This is a genomic window from Cellulosimicrobium protaetiae (assembly GCF_009708005.2).
Classification (GTDB): Bacteria; Actinomycetota; Actinomycetes; order Actinomycetales; family Cellulomonadaceae; genus Cellulosimicrobium; species Cellulosimicrobium protaetiae.
Window position 1 is genome coordinate 1,377,486 of sequence record NZ_CP052757.1, and the last position, 20,101, is coordinate 1,397,586.

Annotated in this window: 21 protein-coding genes; 18 read left to right on the plus strand and 3 right to left on the minus strand. The window is 73.5% G+C overall.

Translation table 11 applies throughout. The features are described from left to right. Positions 1-6: 6 nt before the first annotated feature. From panD to mshA, 8 genes are all read left to right on the plus strand, one after another. Positions 7-462 (plus strand): aspartate 1-decarboxylase, encoded by a 456-nt coding sequence (panD, locus tag FIC82_RS05915; protein WP_154799893.1) that lies wholly within the window; start codon positions 7-9, stop codon positions 460-462. Further along, positions 459-2,159, plus strand: coding sequence for an L-aspartate oxidase (locus FIC82_RS05920; RefSeq protein ID WP_168731536.1), 1,701 nt, complete (start codon positions 459-461; stop codon positions 2,157-2,159). Before panD ends, FIC82_RS05920 begins: the two co-directional genes overlap by 4 nt. Positions 2,160-2,371: 212 nt before the next feature. Beyond that, positions 2,372-3,349: a carboxylating nicotinate-nucleotide diphosphorylase gene (gene nadC / locus FIC82_RS05925; RefSeq protein ID WP_216610034.1), complete on the plus strand. Its 978-nt coding sequence runs from the start codon at positions 2,372-2,374 to the stop codon at positions 3,347-3,349. 197 nt (positions 3,350-3,546) lie between these two features. Beyond that, complete coding sequence (lysS, locus tag FIC82_RS05930; protein ID WP_154799895.1) at positions 3,547-5,010, plus strand: lysine--tRNA ligase; 1,464 nt, start codon at positions 3,547-3,549, stop codon at positions 5,008-5,010. A gap of 26 nt (positions 5,011-5,036) precedes the next feature. Beyond that, entirely contained in the window at positions 5,037-5,216 is a 180-nt protein-coding gene (locus tag FIC82_RS05935; RefSeq protein ID WP_154797910.1) for a hypothetical protein, read from the plus strand. A 152-nt stretch (positions 5,217-5,368) separates the two neighbouring features. Continuing rightward, positions 5,369-5,704 (plus strand): histone-like nucleoid-structuring protein Lsr2, encoded by a 336-nt coding sequence (locus FIC82_RS05940; RefSeq protein WP_168731538.1) that lies wholly within the window; start codon positions 5,369-5,371, stop codon positions 5,702-5,704. A 194-nt stretch (positions 5,705-5,898) separates the two neighbouring features. After that, positions 5,899-7,092 carry a lactonase family protein gene (locus FIC82_RS05945; RefSeq protein WP_154797912.1) on the plus strand — a complete coding sequence of 398 codons (1,194 nt, stop codon included), beginning with the start codon at positions 5,899-5,901 and terminating at the stop codon, positions 7,090-7,092. 63 nt (positions 7,093-7,155) lie between these two features. Further along, positions 7,156-8,415, plus strand: coding sequence for a D-inositol-3-phosphate glycosyltransferase (gene mshA, locus FIC82_RS05950; RefSeq protein ID WP_154799896.1), 1,260 nt, complete (start codon positions 7,156-7,158; stop codon positions 8,413-8,415). Positions 8,416-8,438: 23 nt separating this feature from the next. Here the strand turns inward: mshA and FIC82_RS05955 are convergent, their stop codons facing one another. Then, positions 8,439-8,885, minus strand: coding sequence for a nitroreductase family deazaflavin-dependent oxidoreductase (locus tag FIC82_RS05955; RefSeq protein ID WP_154797913.1), 447 nt, complete (start codon positions 8,883-8,885; stop codon positions 8,439-8,441). 123 nt (positions 8,886-9,008) lie between these two features. On the opposite strand from FIC82_RS05955, the gene FIC82_RS05960 reads away from it, so the two are divergent. Beyond that, positions 9,009-9,746, plus strand: coding sequence for a phosphoglyceromutase (locus FIC82_RS05960; RefSeq protein WP_154797914.1), 738 nt, complete (start codon positions 9,009-9,011; stop codon positions 9,744-9,746). Positions 9,747-9,917: 171 nt separating this feature from the next. Here the strand turns inward: FIC82_RS05960 and phoU are convergent, their stop codons facing one another. Next, positions 9,918-10,601 carry a phosphate signaling complex protein PhoU gene (gene phoU, locus FIC82_RS05965; protein WP_154797915.1) on the minus strand — a complete coding sequence of 228 codons (684 nt, stop codon included), beginning with the start codon at positions 10,599-10,601 and terminating at the stop codon, positions 9,918-9,920. 218 nt (positions 10,602-10,819) lie between these two features. On the opposite strand from phoU, the gene FIC82_RS05970 reads away from it, so the two are divergent. The 6 genes from FIC82_RS05970 to pstB all read left to right on the plus strand — a co-directional run bounded on the left by FIC82_RS05970 (position 10,820) and on the right by pstB (position 17,170). Then, positions 10,820-12,124, plus strand: a complete 1,305-nt coding sequence (locus tag FIC82_RS05970) for a sensor histidine kinase (protein WP_253691517.1) — start codon at positions 10,820-10,822, stop codon at positions 12,122-12,124. After that, complete coding sequence (locus tag FIC82_RS05975) at positions 12,121-12,825, plus strand: response regulator transcription factor (RefSeq protein WP_168731539.1); 705 nt, start codon at positions 12,121-12,123, stop codon at positions 12,823-12,825. Before FIC82_RS05970 ends, FIC82_RS05975 begins: the two co-directional genes overlap by 4 nt. Positions 12,826-13,108: 283 nt before the next feature. Further along, positions 13,109-14,248 carry a phosphate ABC transporter substrate-binding protein PstS gene (pstS, locus tag FIC82_RS05980; RefSeq protein ID WP_231581894.1) on the plus strand — a complete coding sequence of 380 codons (1,140 nt, stop codon included), beginning with the start codon at positions 13,109-13,111 and terminating at the stop codon, positions 14,246-14,248. A gap of 143 nt (positions 14,249-14,391) precedes the next feature. Further along, positions 14,392-15,393 (plus strand): phosphate ABC transporter permease subunit PstC, encoded by a 1,002-nt coding sequence (gene pstC / locus FIC82_RS05985; protein ID WP_168731540.1) that lies wholly within the window; start codon positions 14,392-14,394, stop codon positions 15,391-15,393. Then, entirely contained in the window at positions 15,393-16,376 is a 984-nt protein-coding gene (gene pstA, locus FIC82_RS05990) for a phosphate ABC transporter permease PstA (protein ID WP_087469844.1), read from the plus strand. The genes pstC and pstA overlap by 1 nt, the downstream gene beginning before the upstream one ends. A gap of 14 nt (positions 16,377-16,390) precedes the next feature. Next, positions 16,391-17,170, plus strand: coding sequence for a phosphate ABC transporter ATP-binding protein PstB (gene pstB, locus FIC82_RS05995; protein WP_154797916.1), 780 nt, complete (start codon positions 16,391-16,393; stop codon positions 17,168-17,170). A gap of 219 nt (positions 17,171-17,389) precedes the next feature. On the opposite strand, the gene FIC82_RS06000 is transcribed toward pstB, so the two are convergent. Beyond that, positions 17,390-17,857, minus strand: coding sequence for a hypothetical protein (locus tag FIC82_RS06000; RefSeq protein ID WP_168731541.1), 468 nt, complete (start codon positions 17,855-17,857; stop codon positions 17,390-17,392). A gap of 352 nt (positions 17,858-18,209) precedes the next feature. On the opposite strand from FIC82_RS06000, the gene FIC82_RS06005 reads away from it, so the two are divergent. The 3 genes from FIC82_RS06005 (at position 18,210) to ispF (ending at position 20,100) form a co-directional block, all read left to right on the plus strand. Next, complete coding sequence (locus tag FIC82_RS06005; protein ID WP_031315710.1) at positions 18,210-18,692, plus strand: CarD family transcriptional regulator; 483 nt, start codon at positions 18,210-18,212, stop codon at positions 18,690-18,692. 95 nt (positions 18,693-18,787) lie between these two features. Continuing rightward, a complete protein-coding gene (gene ispD, locus FIC82_RS06010) occupies positions 18,788-19,570 on the plus strand; it encodes a 2-C-methyl-D-erythritol 4-phosphate cytidylyltransferase (RefSeq protein ID WP_168731542.1) in 783 nt (260 codons plus the stop codon). After that, on the plus strand, positions 19,567-20,100 hold the full coding sequence (gene ispF / locus FIC82_RS06015) for a 2-C-methyl-D-erythritol 2,4-cyclodiphosphate synthase (protein ID WP_154797917.1): 534 nt from the start codon (positions 19,567-19,569) through the stop codon (positions 20,098-20,100). Before ispD ends, ispF begins: the two co-directional genes overlap by 4 nt. The last annotated feature ends 1 nt before the right edge of the window (position 20,101 follow it).

The window sequence follows — 20,101 nt, forward strand, 5'->3', positions numbered from 1 at the left end:
CGCCCCATGATGATCGGCAAGATCCACCGCGCGACGGTGACGCAGGCCGACCTGCACTACGTCGGCTCGATCACCGTGGACGCCGACCTGCTCGACGCCGCGGACCTCTACCCCGGCCAGCAGGTCGACGTCGTGGACGTCACCAACGGCGCGCGGCTGACGACGTACGTCATCCCGGGCGAGCGTGGTGCCGGCGAGGTGTGCATCAACGGCGCCGCCGCACACCTCGTGAACCCGGGCGACGTCGTCATCCTCATCGCCTACGGCATGCTCGACGACGCGGACGCGCGCACCTACCTGCCGAACGTCGTCTTCGTGGACGAGCAGAACCGGATCGTCGAGCTCTCGGACGAGCCCGGCCTCGTGCCCGCGGGCCACGGCCTCGAGGCGAGCGGGCTGCCGTTCGCCCCGTTCCGCGGCGCGGGCGCCGGTGGAGACGCGGCCGTGGTGCGCCCCGCGTGAGCGGGAGCGGCGGTTCCTCGGCGGCTGCGTCCGCCCGGACGCTCGCCCGGACGCTCGCGGCCCCGGCACCGGGCTGGACGACGACTGCGGACGTCGTCGTCGTCGGGTCGGGCATCGCGGGTCTCACCGCGGCGCTCGAGCTGCGTACGCGAGTGCCGCGCGTCCTGCTCGTGACGAAGGGCGAGCTGTCGTCGGGATCGACCGTGTGGGCGCAGGGCGGCATCGCCGCGGCGCTCGACCCGGAGGACTCGCCCGAGGCGCACCTCGCGGACACGCTCGTCGCGGGCGGCGGGGTCTGCGACCCGGCCGCGGTCGAGGTGCTCGTCACCGAGGGCCCGGCGCGCGTGCGCGAGCTCGTGGCGCGCGGCGCGAACTTCGACCGGGCCGAGAACGGCGACATCGCCCTGACGCGCGAGGGCGGCCACCACGCGGACCGCATCGCGCACGCAGGCGGCGACGCGACCGGGGCGGAGATCTCTCGCGCGCTCGTCGCGCAGCTCGACGCCGTGCGCAGCGACCCCGGCATCGAGGTGATCGAGAACGCGCTCGTGCTCGACGTCCTCACGGGCACCGGCCCGGACGGCGTCCCGCGGGCCAGCGGGGTCACGCTCCACGTGCGCGGCGAGGGCACGCGCGACGGCGTCGGGGCGGTCCTCGCGCGCGCGGTCGTGCTCGCGACCGGGGGAGTGGGCCAGGTGTTCCGCTCCTCGACCAACCCGCCGCAGGCGACGGGCGACGGCATCGCGGCGGCGCTGCGCGCGGGCGCGACGCTCGGCGACCTCGAGTTCGTCCAGTTCCACCCGACCGTCCTGTGGCTCGGGCTCGGTGCGAAGGGTCAGCTCCCGCTCATCTCCGAGGCGGTCCGCGGCGAGGGCGCGATCCTCCTCGACACCGACGGCCACCGGTTCATGCCCGCGCAGCACCCCATGGCGGAGCTCGCGCCGCGCGACGTCGTCGCGCACGCGATCGTGCGGCAGATGGCCGCGACGGGCTCCGACCACGTGCTGCTCGACGCGCGCCACCTCGGCGCCGACTTCCTGCGCTCGCGCTTCCCGACGATCACCGAGCGGCTCGCGGAGAACGGCCTCGACTGGACCGAGGAGCCCGTCCCCGTCGCGCCCGCGCAGCACTACCACTCGGGCGGGGTCGTCACCGACCTGCACGGGCGGTCCACGCTCGACGGCCTCTACGCGATCGGCGAGGTCGCGTGCACCGGTGTGCACGGCGCCAACCGGCTCGCGTCCAACTCGCTGCTCGAGGGCCTCGTGTTCGCGCACCGTGCGGCGCGCCAGATCACCGAGAGCGTCGCGGCAGGCTCGCTCGAGCGGGTGGACCCGGTCGACCGGCTCGGCCCGTCCGCGCTCGTCGCCGCCGCGGCGCGCTCGCGCATCCAGTCGATCGCGTCCTCCGGCCCCGGCGTGATCCGTTCCGGTGAGGGACTCGCCACCGCCGCGGCGCGGCTCGCCGCGGTCCGCACCGACGCGCACGAGGCGAGCGACGTCGTCGCGCAGCCGCAGGCCGCGGAGTGGGAGACGACGAACGTGCACCAGGTCGCGACCGCGCTCACCGCGGCCGCGACGCTGCGCACGGAGTCCCGCGGTGGCCACTTCCGCACCGACTTCCCGGAGACGGACCCGGCCTGGGAGCGCCGAGTGCTCGTGTCGCTCGACGCTGACGGGACGCTGCTCGTCCGCTGACGGACCCGCTCCGCTCGCCCGGCGGGCGGTCTCGTCGGCCACCGCCGTCCTGCCGAACCCGGGGTTGTCGACGGGTTCGCGCCCGTATCGGACGACAACCCCGGGCTCGGCGTGGCTCGACGGGACGCGACCTCCGTCTCTGCCGGGCGCGGAGCCTCGGTTCGTCGGACGAGCGGATACGGTGGGGGACCGTGAGCAGCCCCGCCGAGCCCGTGCCCGCCCGCCCGTCCGACGCCGGAGGGCGGTCCGTCCCGACGCGCGTCGAGCCGGGGCTCGACCCGGCGTGGATCGCCGAGACCGTCGCGCGAGCGCTCGACGAGGACCTGGGCGCTGCGCCGGGGCGTGACGTCACCACGCAGGCGACCGTGCCGCCGTCCGCCACCGGGACGGCGCACCTCGTGGCGCGCGCGGACGGGGTCGTGGCGGGGCTCGTCGTCGTCGAGGAGGTGACGCGTCAGGTCGCCGCGCGGTTCGGCCTCCCGCCGGTCGAGGTCACGTTCGCCGCGTCCGACGGCGAGGCCGTGGGCCGCGGCCGCGTGCTCGCCGCGCTCACGGGGCCCGTCCAGGTGCTCCTCACCGCCGAGCGCACGCTCCTGAACCTCGCGAGCCGCGCGTCGGGCGTCGCGACGGCGACGCGTGCGTGGGCACGCGAGCTCGGGGGCACGGGGGCGCAGGTGCTCGACACGCGCAAGACGACGCCGGGCCTGCGCGCGCTCGAGAAGTACGCCGTGCGCGCCGGCGGCGGCACGAACAAGCGCATGGGCCTCTACGACGTCGCGATGGTCAAGGACAACCACGTCGTGGCCGCGGGCTCGGTGAGCGCCGCGATCGACGCGATCCGCCGGACGTTCCCGGACGTGCTCGTCCAGGTCGAGGCGGACACGACCGACCAGGCCCTGGAAGCCGTGTCGGCGGGCGCCGACTTCCTCCTCCTCGACAACATGCCGACCCCGGTCCTCGCCGCGACGGTCGCGGCCGTCCGGGCGCGCGAGGGTCGCGACGGCGTGCCCGAGAAGGTCGAGCTCGAGGCGACGGGCAACCTCACGCTGGACCGCGCGCGCGAGGTCGCGGGCACCGGTGTCGACTACCTCTCCGTCGGCGCCCTGACCCACTCGGCCCCGATCCTCGACCTCGCCCTCGACCTCCTGCCCACCCTCTCGCCGAGCGAGAACCCTGGTCACGCGAGATAGAACCCTGGGAGCGCGAGGTAGAACTCTGGTAGCGCGAGACAGAACCACGGTTCTACCTCGCGTGACCACGGTTCTCCCTCGCGGCACACACGGGCCCGCACGAGCGTCGGTAGAATCCTCGGGTGACCTCCCCCGCCGGAACCCCCTCTCCTGACGTGCGCGAGCCCGAGGAGCACGTCGACGACGTGCCGGAGCAGATGCAGGTCCGCCGCGAGAAGCGCGAGCGGATCCTCGCGCGCGGTGACGAGCCCTACCCGGTCTCCGTCCCGCGCACGACGACGATCGCCGACGTCCGCGCCGCGTACGCGCACCTGGAGACGGGCGAGGAGACGCAGGACGAGGTCGGCGTGGCCGGTCGTGTCGTGTTCCTGCGCAACACCGGCAAGCTGTGCTTCGCCACGCTGCAGGACGGCGAGGGCAACCGTCTGCAGGTCATGCTGAGCCAGGCCGTCGTGGGCGAGGAGTCGCTGGCGTCGTTCAAGGCGGACGTCGACCTGGGCGACCACCTCTTCGCGCACGGCCGCGTCATCAGCTCGCGCCGCGGCGAGCTGAGCGTGTTCGCCGACGCGTGGCAGATCGCCGCGAAGGCGCTGCGCCCGCTCCCGGTGCTCCACAAGGAGCTCTCGGAGGAGGCGCGCGTGCGCCAGCGCTACGTCGACCTCATCGCCCGCCCTGCCGCCCGGGACACGGTGCGCCTGCGTGCCGCCGTCGTGCGCTCGATCCGCGAGAACTTCTGGGAGCGCGGTTTCGTCGAGGTCGAGACGCCGATGCTCCAGACGCGCCCGGAAGGCGCTGCCGCGCGTCAGTTCGAGACGCACATGAATGCGTTCGACATCGACCTGTTCCTGCGCATCGCCCCGGAGCTGTTCCTCAAGCGCGCGGCGGTCGGTGGTGTCGAGAAGGTGTTCGAGATCAACCGCAACTTCCGCAACGAGGGCGTGGACTCCACGCACTCGCCGGAATTCGCGATGCTCGAGGCCTACGAGGCGTACGGTGACTACGACACCATGGCGGTGCTCACGCAGAACCTCGTGCAGCGCGCCGCGCAGGATGCGCTCGGGAAGACCCTGGTCACGCTCGCCGACGGGACGGAATACGACCTCGGCGGCGAATGGACGCAGCTCAGGATGTACGACTCGCTCTCGGACGCGCTGGGCGAGACGATCACGCCCGGGACGTCGGTCGAGTCGCTGCTGACGTACGCCGACAAGTTCGAGCTCTCCTTCGACCCGAAGAACGTCAACCACGGAAAGCTCGTCGAGGGCCTGTGGGAGCACCTGGTGGGCGACCACCTCGTCGCGCCGACGTTCGTGCGCGACTTCCCCGTCGAGACCTCCCCGCTCACGCGGGATCACCGTGCCGTGCGGGGCCAGGTCGAGAAGTGGGACCTCTACGTGCGCGGCGTCGAGCTCGCGACCGCGTACTCCGAGCTCGTGGACCCGGTCGTCCAGCGTCAGCGCTTCGAGGCTCAGGCGCTGCTCGCCGCGGCCGGCGACGAGGAGGCCATGCGTATCGACGAGGACTTCCTCACCGCGATGGAGTACGCGATGCCGCCGTCGGGGGGGATGGGGCTGGGGATCGACCGCCTGCTCATGGCGCTCACCGGTCTCGGCATCCGCGAGACCATCCTCTTCCCGCTCGTGAAGCCCGCGCAGCAGTAGCACCCGAGAGACCGAGGACCGACAGCATGGACATCTGGCCCACCCTGGCCGCACTGATTCCCTCGATCGGCGTCGGGGTGCTCTTCTACGTCGCGATGCGCGCGATCGTGCGTGCGGACCGCAACGAGCGCGCGGCCCTGGCCAGGCTCGACGCGGAACAGGATTCCGCGGTCGACGGGAATGGGACGCCGACGCGCGACTCGTGAGCGCGGCGCTCGATAAACCCGCAATGATGGACTATCGTCCAACAATGCGTGATCACGACCGTCGACACATCGGCGCGGACAATTGACGCCCGCAACTTCCGGATGGCATCCTGGCGAGGACAATCATTCCTGTGAATCGTGAGGTAACCACAGTGGCCCAGAAAGTCCAGGTAATTCTCGTCGACGACCTCGACGGGGGCGCGGCCGACGAGACCGTCACGTTCGCACTTGACGGCGTCTCCTACGAGATCGACCTCAGCACCAAGAATGCGCAGGAGCTGCGCGACGCGTTCGCGTCGTGGGTCGGCAACGCGCGCAAGGTCTCGTCCCGCACGAGCACGGCCCGCCCCGCGCGCCGCGGCAGCCGCGCGTCCGGCTCCGCCCGCGCGACCGAGGTCCGTGAGTGGGCCCGCGCCAACGGCTACACGGTGAACGACCGCGGTCGCATCTCCCAGGAGATCCAGACGGCGTACGACGCCGCGCACTGACGCGACGCCGCGCACTGACGCGACGACGCACCGAGCACCTGGGCGCCCTGCCGACCAGCACCGTCGGCGGGGCGCCCTCGTCGTCGTCCCGGGTGGGCCGTGGCATCCATGCGGTGCTCTCGCCGTGCCCGCGCCGTGCCGGTCAGGGTCGGCTCGGTGCCGGAGGCACCCGTCCGGAGAACTAGGCTCGGGTCATGACCTCCGCGACCCGCGCCCTCTGGATCGGCACCTATCCGCACCCGGCGAACGGCGGCGCGGAGGGCGTGTGGCGGGTCGGGCTCGAGGTCGACGCGGCGGCGGGGACCGGGTCGTTCGTCGGAGGCGCGCTGGTGGCGGAATCGCCTTCGCCGTCCTTCCTCGCCCTCGACCGCGACACCCTGTACGCGGTGGGGGAGACGGAGGCCGGCTCGGTGTCGGCGTTCACCGTCGGGCCCGACGGCGGTCTCGCACCCCGGGGCGCCGCCGTCGCGACGGGCGGGACGTACCCGTGCCACGTGGCCGTGAGCGGTGACGTGCTCGTCGCGAACTACGGGGACGGCGTCCTCACGGCCGTCCCGACCGCCCCGGACGGCGCGCTCGCCGCGTCGGCGCACGACCGGACCGGGACCGCGGTACGTCGCCAGGGGCACACCGGCACGGGACCGGTCGCCGACCGCCAGGAAGGGCCGCACGCCCACTTCGTCGCCCCGCTCGCCCACCTCGGCGCCGCCGACGACGGCAGCGGCGACGTGCTCGTCGTCGACCTCGGGACCGACGAGCTGCGCCGGCACGACCCCGCAGCACCCGACGGTTCCGCACCGCGCGTCGTCGCGACCTTCCCGCCGGGGACCGGCCCGCGCCACCTCGCCGCGCTCCCCACGGGTCACCTCGTCGTGGTCGGCGAGCTCGACCCGGCCCTGTTCGTCCTCGCGCCGGTCGACGGCCCGGACGGGGTGCGCACGTACGACGTCGTCGCGCGCTACGACGTCACGCACGCCGCGGCTCCCGCGGACGGCGGGAACTACCCGTCCCACGTCGCGGTCACGGCGGACGGTTCGCGCGTCCTCGTCGCGGTGCGTGGCTCCGACGTGCTCGCCGTGCACGCGGTGGAGCCCGCCCCCGAGGGCGGCGTCCCCGCCCTGCGACACCTCGCGGACTCCCCGGTGGGCGGCGCCTGGCCCCGTCACTTCGCCGTCCTCGACGGCTCCGGCCTCTCCGAGGCGCAGCCGCACGACCTCGTCGTCGTCGCGAACCAGAACGACGACCCGCTGCTCGCACGGCCGGACGCCCCGAGCGGCGAAGAGCCGACGTCGAACCTCGCCCTCCTGCGCGTGCGTCGCTCGGACGGCGCCGCCCAGGTGCTGGACGTGCTCGCGCTGCCCGCCCCGGCCTGCGTCGTGGAGGCCTGAGCCGTCGTGTCCACGCTCGAGCTGCCGGAGGGCGTCTCCCCGTCGACCCCGCTGCGGGTCGCCATGCTCTCGGTGCACACGTCGCCCCTCGACCAACCGGGCACCGGCGACGCGGGCGGCATGAACGTGTACGTCACCGAGCTCGCGCACGCGCTCGCCCGGCGGGGTACGCAGGTCGAGATCTTCACGCGCGCGACGGCGTCGAGCCAGCCGCGCAAGGTCGAGGTGTCCGACGGCGTGACCGTGCGGCACGTCGTCGCCGGCCCCTTCGAGGGGCTCGACAAGAACGACCTGCCCGGCCAGCTGTGCGCCTTCACGGCGGGCGTGCTGCGTGCCGAGGCACGGCACCACGAGGGCTGGTACGACGTCGTGCACACCCACTACTGGCTCTCGGGGCAGGTGGGCTGGCTCGCGGCCGACCGCTGGGACGTCCCGCTCGTGCACACCATGCACACGCTCGCCCGCGTGAAGAACGCGGCGCTCGCCCCGGGCGACGCGCCCGAGCCCCTGGGCCGGATCATCGGGGAGGAGCAGGTCGTCGCCGAGTCGGACGCGCTCGTCGCGAGCACGGACGCCGAGGCGGACGACCTCGTGCGCGACTACGCCGCCGACCCCGCGCGCGTGCACGTCGTGCCGCCGGGCGTCGACCTCGACCTGTTCTCCCCGGACCCCGGCAGCGCGTCGGCGGGCGACGGCGCCGCGCGGCGGGAGCGGCGCCGGGCGCTGCGGGCCGGGCTGGGGCTGCCCACCGACGGCGGGCTCGTGCTCTTCGCGGGGCGCGTGCAGCCGCTCAAGGGTCCCGACGTGCTCGTCCGGGCGCTCGGCGTCCTCGCCGAGCGCGGGGAGCCCGTGCCGACGCTCGTCGTGCTGGGGGGCCCGAGCGGGCGCCCGACGGCGGTGCGCGAGCTCGAGGCGCTCGCCTACCAGGTCGGGGTGAGCGACCGGCTCGTCGTGCGCCCGCCCGTCCCGCGCGACGAGCTCGCGCGGTGGTACCGCGCTGCCGACGTCGTCGCCGTGCCGTCGCACAACGAGTCGTTCGGGCTCGTCGCGGCCGAGGCCGAGGCGAGCGGCACGCCCGTCGTCGCGGCCGCCGTCGGCGGGCTGCGGACGGTGGTCGAGGACCAGGTCTCCGGCGTCCTCGTGCCCGACCACGACCCGGAGACCTGGGCGCGCGTGCTGGGCGACCTGCTCGCCGACGACGAGCGCCTCGCCGCGCTCGGCGACGGCGCCCGACGCGCGGGCGAACGGTTCGGCTGGGACACCGCCGCGCTGCGCATGCTCGACGTCTACGCGCAGGCGCGCAAGGTCCGCGCGGCGCGCTGACGCCGCGCGGACCTCGCTGCGGGTCAGGCGTCCGGCGCGGTGCGCTCCAGGACCAGGACGGGGATCACGCGGGACGTCCTCGTCTGGTAGTCCGCGTACGGCGGGTAGGCCGCGACGGCGCGCTCCCACCAGAGCGCCCGTTCCTCGCCGTGGACCTCGCGCGCGACGTAGTCGTGGCGCTCGGCCTCGTCCTGGAGCTCTACCTGCGGGTGCGCCAGGACGTTGTGGTACCAGACGGGGTGCTGAGGGGCGCCGCCCAGCGACGCGACGACCGCGTACGCGCCGTCGTGCTCGACCCGCATGAGCGGCGTCTTGCGGACCTTGCCGGTGCGTCGGCCGAGGGTCGTGAGCACGACCACCGGCATCCCGTTCAGGGTCGTGCTGCGCGTCCCGCCGGACGACTCGTAGGACTCGGCCTGCTTGCGGGACCAGGCGCTCGGGCTGGGGGCGTACTCTCCGTCGATCGGCATGTCCGGGCAACGTGCGCCTCGCCCACTCGATTCCCGGACCTTCGTCCCACGCCCGACGGCGACGGTCATCACCACGTGGGACGCGGGTGCCCACGCGCCGGGCCGTGCGGCAGGATGGAACCCATGACCTACACCCTCGTGCTGCTCCGCCACGGCGAGAGCGAATGGAACGCCAAGAACCTGTTCACCGGCTGGGTGGACGTCGCCCTCTCGGAGAAGGGGACCGAGGAGGCGAAGCGCGGCGGTCAGCTCCTCACGGAGGCCGGCGTCCTGCCCGACGTCGTGCACACCTCGCTCCTGCGCCGCGCCATCACGACGGCGAACCTGTCGCTCGACGCCGCGGACCGCCACTGGATCCCCGTGAAGCGGTCGTGGCGCCTCAACGAGCGCCACTACGGCGCGCTGCAGGGCAAGAACAAGAAGCAGACGCTCGAGGAGTTCGGCGAGGAGCAGTTCATGCTCTGGCGCCGCTCGTACGACGTGCCGCCGCCCGAGATCGAGCTCGGCTCCGAGTTCTCGCAGGACGCGGACCCGCGCTACGCCGACGCCCCCGTCGTGCGCACCGAGTGCCTCAAGGACGTGCTCGAGCGCGCCCTGCCGTACTGGGAGGGCGAGGTCGTCCCGGACCTGAAGGCCGGCAAGACCGTCCTCGTCGCGGCGCACGGCAACTCGCTGCGCGCGATCGTCAAGCACCTCGACGGCATCTCCGACGAGGACATCGCCGCGCTCAACATCCCGACCGGCATCCCGCTGCTCTACGAGCTCGACGAGGACCTCAAGCCCGTCACCAAGGGCGGGCGCTACCTCGATCCCGAGGCCGCCGCCAAGGCAGCCGCCGCGGTCGCCAACCAGGGCCGCTGACCGCCCGCACGCAGAGACGACCGTGGCCCGTCCGGACATCCGGACGGGCCACGGTCGTCTGTGCGCAGAGACCGAGACGGCAGGTAGAACCACCGGCACCGAGGTAGAGCTCCGCGGGTCCTACCTCGAGACCTGAGGCTCTATCTCGCGGGCAGGGCCGTGGCGCCGTCGTCAGGCAGACGCGCGGGCGGAGCCGGCGGGGGTGCCGCGGTCGTCGGCGAAGTCGCCGGTGACGAGGTACGTCACGCGCTTGGCGATGGAGACGCCGTGGTCGCCGAAGCGCTCGTAGTAGCGGCCCACGAGCGTGACGTCGACCGTCTCCTGCGGGGTCCCGTTCCACGTGCCGTCGAGCAGCGCGGTGAAGGTGTCCTGGTGGAGCTTGTCGAGCAGGTCGTCGTCGCGCTCGATGTTCGCGGCGACGGTGAGGTCGCGCGTCGTGAGGAGCGTCGTCGTCCGGCGGGCCACGCGCACGGCGGCGTCGTGCATCTGCTCGAACGTGCGGTGCAGCGACGGCTCGATCGCCCGGGACGGGTACCGGCCGCGCGCGACCTGCGCGATGTGGCGAGCCAGGTCGCCCATGCGCTCCAGGGTGGCGCTCATGCGCAGCGCGCTGACCACGACGCGCAGGTCGGTCGCGACAGGCTGCTGCTGCGCGAGGAGGAGCACGCAGCGCTCGTCGAGCTCGCGCTCGAGCGCGTCGATCGCGTGGTCGTCGCCGATCACGGACTGGGCGAGCTGCAGGTCCGCCGTGAGGAGCGCCTGCCCGGCGCGGTTCACGGCCGACTCCACCAGCCGGCTCATCTCGGCCAGGTCGTCGCCGACCTGCTTCAGCTCGGCCTCGAAGATCTCCCGCATCGCTTCCCTCTCGTCGTGACCGGTCCGTCCGGTCCGTGACGGCGTGCGCCCCTGCGCGCCGGGAGGCGCCCGGTCACGCCGTCGGCTCCGGTCACGCTCGCAGGTGCGGTCGACCGGGCGGTGAACTCCAGGGCGCCGCCAGGTGAACTCTTGGCGGCTCGCGCCCGCAGGGGCCCGCTTCGGCCGGGCGGGTCCGTGCGCGACCGTACGCTGGACGTGTGGAAGCCGAGGGACTCATCGAGGGCGCGACCGTGCTGCTCGCCGGTGTCGTGGGCGTGGTGGTCGGCGTGGTCGCCGCGATCGCGTTCCGCGTGAGCGAGCGCCAGCAGCGTGCCGTGCGGGCGGAGCCCGCGCCGGAGCTCGACGAAGGACTCGTCCGGGTGCTCGCCGTGCTGCGGTCCGCCGCCGTCGTGCTCGACGGCGAGGGGGAGGTCGTGCGCGCGAGCCCGCCCGCCTACGCGCTGGGCGTGGTCCGCGGCGACGCGATCGCGCACGCGGCGATTCGCGACATGATCGACGACGTGCGCCGGGACGGCGTGATCCGCGACGAGGAGCTGGAGCTCCCGCGCGGCCCGGTCGGTCGCGGCACGGTCATGCTCCAGGTCCGGGTCGCGCAGGTCGGGCCGCACCACGTGCTGGTGCTCGCGGAGGACCGGACGGAGGCGCGGCGGGTGGAGGCGATCCGTCGAGACTTCGTCGTCAACGTCTCGCACGAGCTCAAGACGCCGGTCGGGGCCCTCGCGCTCCTCGCCGAGACGGTGCAGGACGCGGCGGACGACCCGGTGGCGGTGCGCCGGTTCGCCGCGCGCATGCAGTCCGAGGCGACCCGGCTGTCCGCGCTCGTCCAGGAGATCATCGAGCTCTCGCGGCTCCAGGTGGCGGGGGCGCTCCAGGAGGTGACGGTCGTGCCGGTGCGCGGCGTGGTCGAGGAGGCCGTGGACCGGGCCCGCACGACGGCGCAGGGCAAGGGGATCACGCTCACCACGGGCGGTGAGCTCGACGCGGCGGTGTACGGGGACCACAACCTGCTCGTCACGGCGGTCCGCAACCTCCTCGACAACGCGGTCGCGTACTCGGGCGAGAACACGCGCGTCGGTGTCGGGGTCACGCTCTCGGGCGACCTCGTCGAGATCGCGGTCGTGGACCAGGGCATCGGGATCGCGGCCGACGAGCAGGCGCGCGTGTTCGAACGGTTCTACCGGGTGGACCCCGCACGGTCGCGCGACACGGGCGGCACGGGTCTCGGGCTCAGCATCGTCAAGCACGTCGCCGCCGACCACGGGGGTGAGGTCACGATGTGGTCCGAGCCCGGTCGCGGCTCGACCTTCACGCTCCGGATCCCCGCCGCGGACGTCTCGGCCGGTCAGGTGCGGCACGAGCCCGCCGGGCGGGTCGCTGTCGACGAGCCGGTGGACGACGGCACGGGCGGCGCGGGTCCCCGCGCCGGGCAGCACGGCGCCCGGGGGGCCACGCAGGACCCCGCGCCGCACGAAGAAGCACAGAACAAGGAGGTAGGCGCGTGACGCGCATCCTGGTGGTGGAGGACGAGGAGTCGTACCGCGACCCGTTGACGTACCAGCTGCGTCGTGAGGGCTTCGACGTCGTCGAGGCCGCGACGGGCACGGAGGCGTTGGAGCGGTACGACGCGGACGGGGCCGACCTGGTCCTGCTCGACCTCATGCTCCCCGGGCTCAGCGGCACCGAGGTGTGCCGTGAGCTGCGGGCGCGCGGTGACGTCCCCGTCATCATGCTCACGGCGAAGGACTCGGAGATCGACAAGGTCGTGGGCCTCGAGCTCGGTGCGGACGACTACGTGACGAAGCCGTACTCGTTCCGCGAGCTGCTCGCGCGCGTGCGCGCCGTGCTGCGCCGCAAGGGGGGTGACAACGGCGGTGAGGTCGCCGCGGAGAGCGCGCTGGAGGTCGGGCCGGTCCGCATGGACGTCGAGCGGCACACGGTCTCCGTGGACGGCCAGGTGGTCCCGTTCCCGCTCAAGGAGTTCGAGCTCCTGGAGCTGCTCCTGCGCAACGCGGGTCGCGTGCTGACGCGCGGGCAGCTGATCGACCGCGTGTGGGGCACCGACTACGTGGGGGACACGAAGACGCTCGACGTCCACGTGAAGCGCATCCGGTCGAAGATCGAGCCGGAGCCCGCGAGCCCCCGCTACCTCCTCACGGTGCGCGGCCTCGGGTACAAGATCGCGGACGGTCTCGGGCAGGCCTGACCAAGCGTCGACGCGGCGGCGACGCCGCGCCGGCAGCGGCCGGACCCGGCCCCGGCGCGTCCCGCGTGGACGCGCCGGGGCCGTCCTCGTGCGGTACCCGCGACTCCCGGGTGGGGACGTCGCCACGCCCGGACGGGACCCGACGCCTGGCACGGAAGGTCTGTGCACTGTTCATCCCTCGTTCACCCGCTCTCGGGGAACGCGTCACCCGGCGCTCCTAGCGTCGGGATCGTGCCCGGCGCTCGCTGGTGCCACGAGACGCTTGAACAGGATGGAACGAAGAGTGAAGCTCAGCCGATTCTCCCGTGCTGGATCCGCCGTCGCGATCGGTGCGCTCGCGCTGACCCTCGCCGCCTGCGGGTCGGACGACCCCGTCGGCAGCGCCGACGGCGCCACCGACGGTTCCTCCGAGGGCTCCTCCGAGACCGCGAGCGACCTCAGCGGTGAGCTCAACGGTGCGGGCGCGAGCTCGCAGGAGTCCGCCATGGAGGCGTGGCGCGCCGGGTTCCAGAGCGCGAACCCCGACGTCACCGTGAACTACGACCCGGTCGGCTCCGGCGGCGGCCGCACCCAGTTCCTCGAGGGCGGCGTCGCGTTCGCCGGCTCGGACGCGGTGCTCAAGGAGGAGGAGATCACGCAGTCGCAGGCCGTGTGCGGCCCCGACGGCGCGATCGACCTCCCGGTCTACGTCAGCCCGATCGCCATCATCTACAACCTGCCGGACGTCGCGGAGCTCAACCTCGCGCCGGCCACGATCGCGGGCATCTTCAACGGCACGATCACGCAGTGGAACGCGCCGGAGATCGCCGCCGACAACCCCGACGCGACGCTCCCGGACCTCGCGATCACGCCCGTGCACCGCTCCGACGAGTCGGGCACGACCGAGAACTTCACCGAGTACCTCGCCGCGACGGCGGGCGACGCGTGGGGCCACGAGCCGAGCGGCGACTGGCCGACGCAGGGCGGGGAGTCCGCGCAGGGCACCTCCGGCGTCGTGCAGACGGTCCAGGGCGGCGAGGGCACGATCGGCTACGCCGACGCGTCGAAGGCCGGCGACCTCGGCACCGCGAGCATCAAGGTCGGCGAGGAGTGGGTCTCGTACTCGCCCGAGGCCGCCGCCAAGGTCGTCGACGCGTCGCCGCGCGTCGAGGGCCGTGCCGAGCACGACATCGCGGTCGAGCTGGACCGCACGACGACCGAGGCCGGCGCCTACCCGCTGGTGCTCGTCTCGTACGCGATCGCCTGCACGAGCTACGAGGACGAGGCGGCGGGCAACCTCGTCAAGGCGTTCCTCACCTACATCTCGAGCGAGGAGGGCCAGTCGGCCTCCGCGTCGGCCGCGGGCAACGCGCCGATCTCGGAGGACCTGCGCACGGACGTCCACGCGGCCATCGAGTCCATCACGGTGGGCGCCGCGGGCTGACGCTCGGCGCACCATCGCGGGAAGGGGGCGGCGGGGCCTGCGGGCCCCGTCGCCCCGACCCGCGAGACCGACCCGCGAGACCGACCCGCGACACCGACCGTGACCAGACCTCAGGCAGCAGACCGCATGCACCGGGAGCACGAGTGACCACCACAGCCCCACCCACGACGCCGGGCACGGCCCCCCGCGCGGGCGCCCCACGCCGTCGGGCGCGGACGGCCGACCGCGGCGTGAACCGCGCGTTCCGCTGGACGGCGACCGGAGCCGGAGGGCTGATCCTCGCCGTCCTCGCCGCGGTCGCGATCTTCCTCGTGCTGCGCGCGTGGCCCGCGATCACCGCGGGCGGGGAGACCCTGAGCGAGGAGGTGTCGTGGTTCCCCGAGGGGGCGTCGCTCGTCTCGTTCGTCGGGCCGCTGATCTTCGGCACGCTCCTCGCCGCGGCGCTCTCACTCCTCCTCGCGACGCCCGTCGCGATGGGCATCGCGCTGTTCATCTCGCACTACGCGCCGCGCCGGCTCGCGTCGACCCTGGGGTACGTCGTCGACCTGCTCGCGGCGATCCCCAGCGTCGTGTACGGCCTGTGGGGGTCGCTCGTGCTCCCTCCGATCGTGGTCCCGGTGTGGTCGTGGCTCGCCGACACCTTCGGCTGGTTCCCGCTGTTCGCCGGCCCGGCCTCGCCGACCGGCCGCGTCCTGCTCACCGTCGCGCTCGTGCTCGCCGTGATGATCCTGCCGATCATCACGGCCGTGAGCCGCGAGGTGTTCCTCCAGACGCCGAAGCTCCACGAGGAGGCGGCGCTCGCGCTCGGCGCGACGCGCTGGGAGATGATCCGCACCGCGGTCATCCCGTTCGGTCGCTCGGGCGTCATCTCGGCCGCGATGCTCGGCCTCGGCCGCGCGCTCGGCGAGACGATGGCCGTGCTGATGATCCTCTCGCCCGGGCTCCTCTACTCGTTCAAGATCCTGCAGGCCGGGCAGCAGCAGACGATCGCCGCGAACATCGCGGCCGACTTCCCCGAGGCCAACCCGCTCGGGGTGAGCGCGCTCATCGCGACCGGCCTCGCGCTGTTCCTCATCACCCTGCTCGTCAACATGGGCGCCCGCGCGATCGTCGCGCGGCGCAAGGACTTCTCGGGAGCCAACTGATGAGCGCCCTCAGCACCAGCCCCGCGCGCGGGGCCTCCGCCCCCGATCCGGAGCGCACCGCGTCCGTCCGCGCGCTCCTGCGCGGCGCGGACGCCGGCCGCCGCCGCAAGGACCGCACGATGACGGTCCTCATGTGGGGCGCGTTCGCCCTCGCGATGGTGCCGCTCGTGTCCGTCGCGTGGACCGTCGTCGTGCACGGCATGGAGCGGTTCGACGTCTACTTCCTGACGCACTCGATGCGCGGCGTGTTCGGCGGCATGGACGCGGGCGGCATCTACCACGCGATCCTCGGCACGCTCCTCATCACGCTGGGCGCCGCGGTGATCTCCGTCCCGATCGGCCTGCTCGCCGCGATCTACCTCGTCGAGTACGGGCGCGGTCCCCTGGCGCGCGCGGTGACGTTCTTCGTCGACGTCATGACGGGCATCCCGTCGATCGTCGCCGGCCTCTTCGCCTACGCCCTGTTCGCCGTGATCTTCGGGCCGGGGGTGCGCATGGGCATCGTCGGCTCGGTCGCGCTGTCGGTGCTCATGATCCCCGTCGTCGTGCGCTCGTGCGAGGAGATGCTGCGGCTCGTGCCGAACGAGCTGCGCGAGGCGGCCTACGCGCTCGGCGTGCCCAAGTGGCTGACCGTCGTCCGCGTCGTGCTGCGCACGTCGATCGCGGGGATCACGACGGGCGTCATGCTCGCCGTCGCACGCGTCATCGGCGAGACGGCGCCGCTGCTCATCACGGTCGGCGTCGTCGACTCGATCAACGGCAACCTCTTCGAGGGCCGCATGATGACCCTGCCGGTGTACGTGTACCGGCAGTACAGCCAGGGCCTCGTGCCCTGCAGCAACGTCACCGACGTCGTGTGCATCCCTGACATCAACTACGACCGGGCCTGGGCGGCCGCCCTGACGCTGATCCTCATCGTCATGCTGCTCAACCTCGTCGGGCGACTCGTCACCCGCTGGTTCGCGCCCAAGACCCTCCGCTAGAACAGGACACTCCGATGGCACAGCGCATCGACGTCAAGGACCTCAACATCTACTACGGCGACTTCCTCGCCGTGCAGGACGTCGGCATGACGATCGACCCCCAGTCCGTGACGGCCTTCATCGGCCCGTCCGGCTGCGGCAAGTCGACGTTCCTGCGGACCCTTAACCGCATGCACGAGGTCATCCCCGGCGCGCGCGTCGAGGGCACGGTCGCGATGGAGGGCGTCGACCTCTACGGGGACGACGTCGACCCGGTCGCCGTCCGCCGCCAGGTCGGCATGGTCTTCCAGCGGCCCAACCCGTTCCCGACGATGTCCATCAAGGAGAACGTCCTCGCGGGGGTCAAGCTCAACAACAAGCGGATCTCGAAGTCCGACGCCGAGGACCTCGTCGAGTCCTCGCTGCGCGGCGCGAACCTGTGGAACGAGGTCAAGGACCGCCTGGACCGCCCGGGCTCGGGCCTCTCCGGCGGGCAGCAGCAGCGCCTGTGCATCGCGCGCGCCATCGCGGTCAAGCCGCAGGTGCTCCTCATGGACGAGCCCTGCTCGGCGCTCGACCCGATCTCCACGCTCGCGATCGAGGACCTCATCGCCGAGCTCAAGGACGAGTACACGATCGTCATCGTCACGCACAACATGCAGCAGGCCGCGCGCGTGAGCGACCGCACCGCGTTCTTCAACATCGCGGGCACCGGCAAGCCCGGGCGCCTCATCGAGATGGACGACACCGCGACGATGTTCTCCTCGCCCACCCAGCAGGCGACGGAGGACTACATCTCCGGCCGCTTCGGGTGACCTGATCCCCACGGGCCGGTCGACCCGGTCGGACGACGACGGCGCCTCTCCCGGACCGGGAGGGGCGCCGTCGTGCGTGGGGTGGGTCGGGTCAGGACGCGCGGCGCCGGAGCGACCCCGTCACGTCGGTGCCGGGTGGTGTCGAGGACGTCGGCACGTGAAGGCCGGGGTCCGCCGTCGACACGGTCCGGGACGAGCTCTCGGGCCGGGGCCGCGGTGTCACGGCAGCAGGTGCGCGTACTCCTCGAGGGTGCCGTCGAGGACCGGCAGGGAGAGCGACTGCTCGTCGCCGGAGGTGACGCTCACCGTCACGGGGAGGACGTCGCCCGGCTCCGCGTCGACGCGGCCGATCTGCGCGTCGAACCCGTCCTCGGCGCCGAGGTAGACGGTCTCGCCCGCGGCGACGGGGATCGTGACGGCGGAGCCGCCCTCGGGCGTCACGTCGAACTCGACGTCCTCCGTCGAGTCGTTCGCGAACGCGCCGACGAGCGCGCCGGCGTCGCCCTCGGCGGCGCTCACGACGAGCAGGTTGAGGCCGCGCAGGTCGTCGGTGAGGTCGACGCGCAGGCCGTCCGACGGCGAGTACGGGCGGTTCGTCTCGATGGGGGAGCAGGCGGCGGCGAGCGCGACGCTCGCGACCACGACGGGCACGGCCCAGTAGCGCGCGCGGCCGGTCGCTCGGGACACCGCACGGGTCGATGCTCGGGGGGTCGGGATGCGGGTCACGTGCGCTCCAGGGCTGCGAGAGGGGGACGGGATTCCGCGCCCAGCCTAGTGCGTCGTGCGAGGCCGGGCGGCCGGAACGGGCGCCTCGCGACGGTCGCGTGAGCGGCGTCACGCACGCGCGCAGGCGGTCGGTGGGGGCGTCGCCCGGTGCCGAGCGGGCCCTGGGGCCCCTCCCGTGACATTCGTGAGGCGCGCTGACAGGCTCCTGACCTGCGGAGATGCTGTCTCTGAACGCTTGTCAAGGGGCGAAGGGGCTCGGATTTGCGCCCTTCCGCGTGGTAAGGTGGACCACCGCGAAAGGGGACATCTGCAGATGACGTTCACAGTAGGCGAGACCGTTGTCTACCCGCACCACGGAGCCGCACTGATCGAGGAGATCAAGACGCGCACCATCCGCGGAGAGGACAAGATCTACCTCAAGCTCAAGGTCGCGCAGGGCGACCTGACCATCGAAGTCCCAGCCGAGAACGTCGACCTCGTCGGCGTGCGTGACGTCGTCGGCCAGGAGGGTCTCGATCGCGTGTTCGAGGTGCTGCGTGCACCCTACACCGAGGAGCCGACCAACTGGTCGCGCCGGTACAAGGCGAACCTCGAGAAGCTGGCGTCGGGCGACGTGATCAAGGTGGCGGAGGTCGTGCGCGACCTGTCGCGCCGGGACGCGGACCGCGGCCTCTCGGCCGGCGAGAAGCGCATGCTCTCGAAGGCTCGTCAGATCCTGGTCTCGGAGCTCGCGCTGGCCGAGCACACCGAAGAGGACAAGGCCGAGGCGATCCTCGACGAGGTGCTGGCCTCCTGACGCCCGGGGCCTCGGCCCGAGCGACAGACCACCGGGGAGGGTGCCGTCCGTACGGACGGCACCCTCCCCGTCGTCGTGCCCGGTAGCGTGTGCCCGTGCCGACTCTTGCCGTCCTCACCGCCGCGGGCTCCGGGACCCGTCTCGGGCTGGACCTGCCCAAGGCCCTCGTCGAGCTCGACGGCCTGCCGCTCGTCGTGCACGCCGCGCGGCGGCTGTGCGCGTCCGGTGCGGTCGACGCGGTCGTCGTCACGGCGCCGCCCGGCCTGCGGGAGCACGTCGCGACGCTGCTCCGGGACGACCCCGCGGTGGATCGTCCGGTGCGGGTCGTCGAGGGGGCGGGGACGCGCCAGGCGTCCGTCGCCGCGGGGCTGCGCGCCGGGCTGGACCGGCTGCCGGGCGACGCGGCGGACGGCGACCCCCGCCGGGGGGCCGAGGGTGCCGCGTTCGACGTCGTGCTCGTCCACGACGCAGCACGACCCCTCGCGCCGCCGTCGCTCGTCCGCCGCGTCGTCGAGGCCGTGCGGTCGGGCCACGGCGCCGTCGTGCCGGGACTGCCGGTGACGGACACGATCAAGCGCGTGACCGCCGCGCGGTCCGACGACCCGTCCCACGCCGAGCCCGTCGCGGAGACGGTGGACCGGGCCGTCCTGCGCGCCGTCCAGACCCCGCAGGGGTTCGACCGGGCGCTCCTCGTGCGCGCGCACGAGGCCGCGGCCCACCGGGCCGACGACGAGCGGTCTGCCGCGACCGACGACGCCGGCCTCGTGGAGGCCCTCGGGCTCCCTGTCCACGTCGTCCCCGGCGACGCCGCGGCGGCGAAGATCACGACCGCCCACGACCTGCGTGTCGCGGCGCTCACCCTCCGGGAGGAACGATGACGACCCCCTCCGAGCCCGCCGAGGGCACGCCGCTGCCCACCCTGCCGCGCACGGGTGTCGGCGTCGACGTGCATGCGTTCGCCCCCGAGGGCGAGGAGCGGGAGCTCTGGCTCGGGGGGTTGCACTGGCCGGGGGAGCGTGGGCTCGCCGGGCACTCGGACGCGGACGTCGCGGCGCACGCCGCGGCCGACGCGCTCTTCTCGGCGACCGGCCTCGGTGACCTGGGGTCGAACTTCGGCACGAGCGCGCCCGAGTGGGCGGGAGCGAGCGGGGCGCGCCTCCTGGCCGAGGCTGCGCGCCGGGTGCGGGCCGCCGGGTTCGAGATCGGGAACGTGGCCGTCCAGGTCATCGGCAACCGTCCCCGCCTCGGCCCGCGCCGCGCGGAGGCGGAGGCCGCGCTGGGCGCGGCCGCGGCCGCCCCGGTGACGCTCACCGCGACGACGACCGACGGCCTCGGTCTGACCGGCCGGGGCGAGGGGGTCGCGGCGGTCGCGACGGCGCTCGTGGTCGCCGTCCGGCCCTCGGCGTGAG

Excerpts from the sequence above, each read along its gene's own strand:
- panD (WP_154799893.1), top strand. The coding sequence starts at position 7 with ATGATGATCGGCAAGATCCACCGCGCGACGGTGACGCAGGCCGACCTG.
- lysS (WP_154799895.1), top strand. The coding sequence starts at position 3,547 with ATGCAGGTCCGCCGCGAGAAGCGCGAGCGGATCCTCGCGCGCGGTGAC.
- FIC82_RS05935 (WP_154797910.1), top strand. The coding sequence starts at position 5,037 with ATGGACATCTGGCCCACCCTGGCCGCACTGATTCCCTCGATCGGCGTC.
- FIC82_RS05945 (WP_154797912.1), top strand. The coding sequence starts at position 5,899 with ATGACCTCCGCGACCCGCGCCCTCTGGATCGGCACCTATCCGCACCCG.
- mshA (WP_154799896.1), top strand. The coding sequence starts at position 7,156 with ATGCTCTCGGTGCACACGTCGCCCCTCGACCAACCGGGCACCGGCGAC.
- FIC82_RS05955 (WP_154797913.1), bottom strand. The coding sequence starts at position 8,885 with ATGCCGATCGACGGAGAGTACGCCCCCAGCCCGAGCGCCTGGTCCCGC.
- FIC82_RS05960 (WP_154797914.1), top strand. The coding sequence starts at position 9,009 with ATGACCTACACCCTCGTGCTGCTCCGCCACGGCGAGAGCGAATGGAAC.
- phoU (WP_154797915.1), bottom strand. The coding sequence starts at position 10,601 with ATGCGGGAGATCTTCGAGGCCGAGCTGAAGCAGGTCGGCGACGACCTG.
- pstA (WP_087469844.1), top strand. The coding sequence starts at position 15,393 with ATGAGCGCCCTCAGCACCAGCCCCGCGCGCGGGGCCTCCGCCCCCGAT.
- pstB (WP_154797916.1), top strand. The coding sequence starts at position 16,391 with ATGGCACAGCGCATCGACGTCAAGGACCTCAACATCTACTACGGCGAC.
- FIC82_RS06005 (WP_031315710.1), top strand. The coding sequence starts at position 18,210 with ATGACGTTCACAGTAGGCGAGACCGTTGTCTACCCGCACCACGGAGCC.
- ispF (WP_154797917.1), top strand. The coding sequence starts at position 19,567 with ATGACGACCCCCTCCGAGCCCGCCGAGGGCACGCCGCTGCCCACCCTG.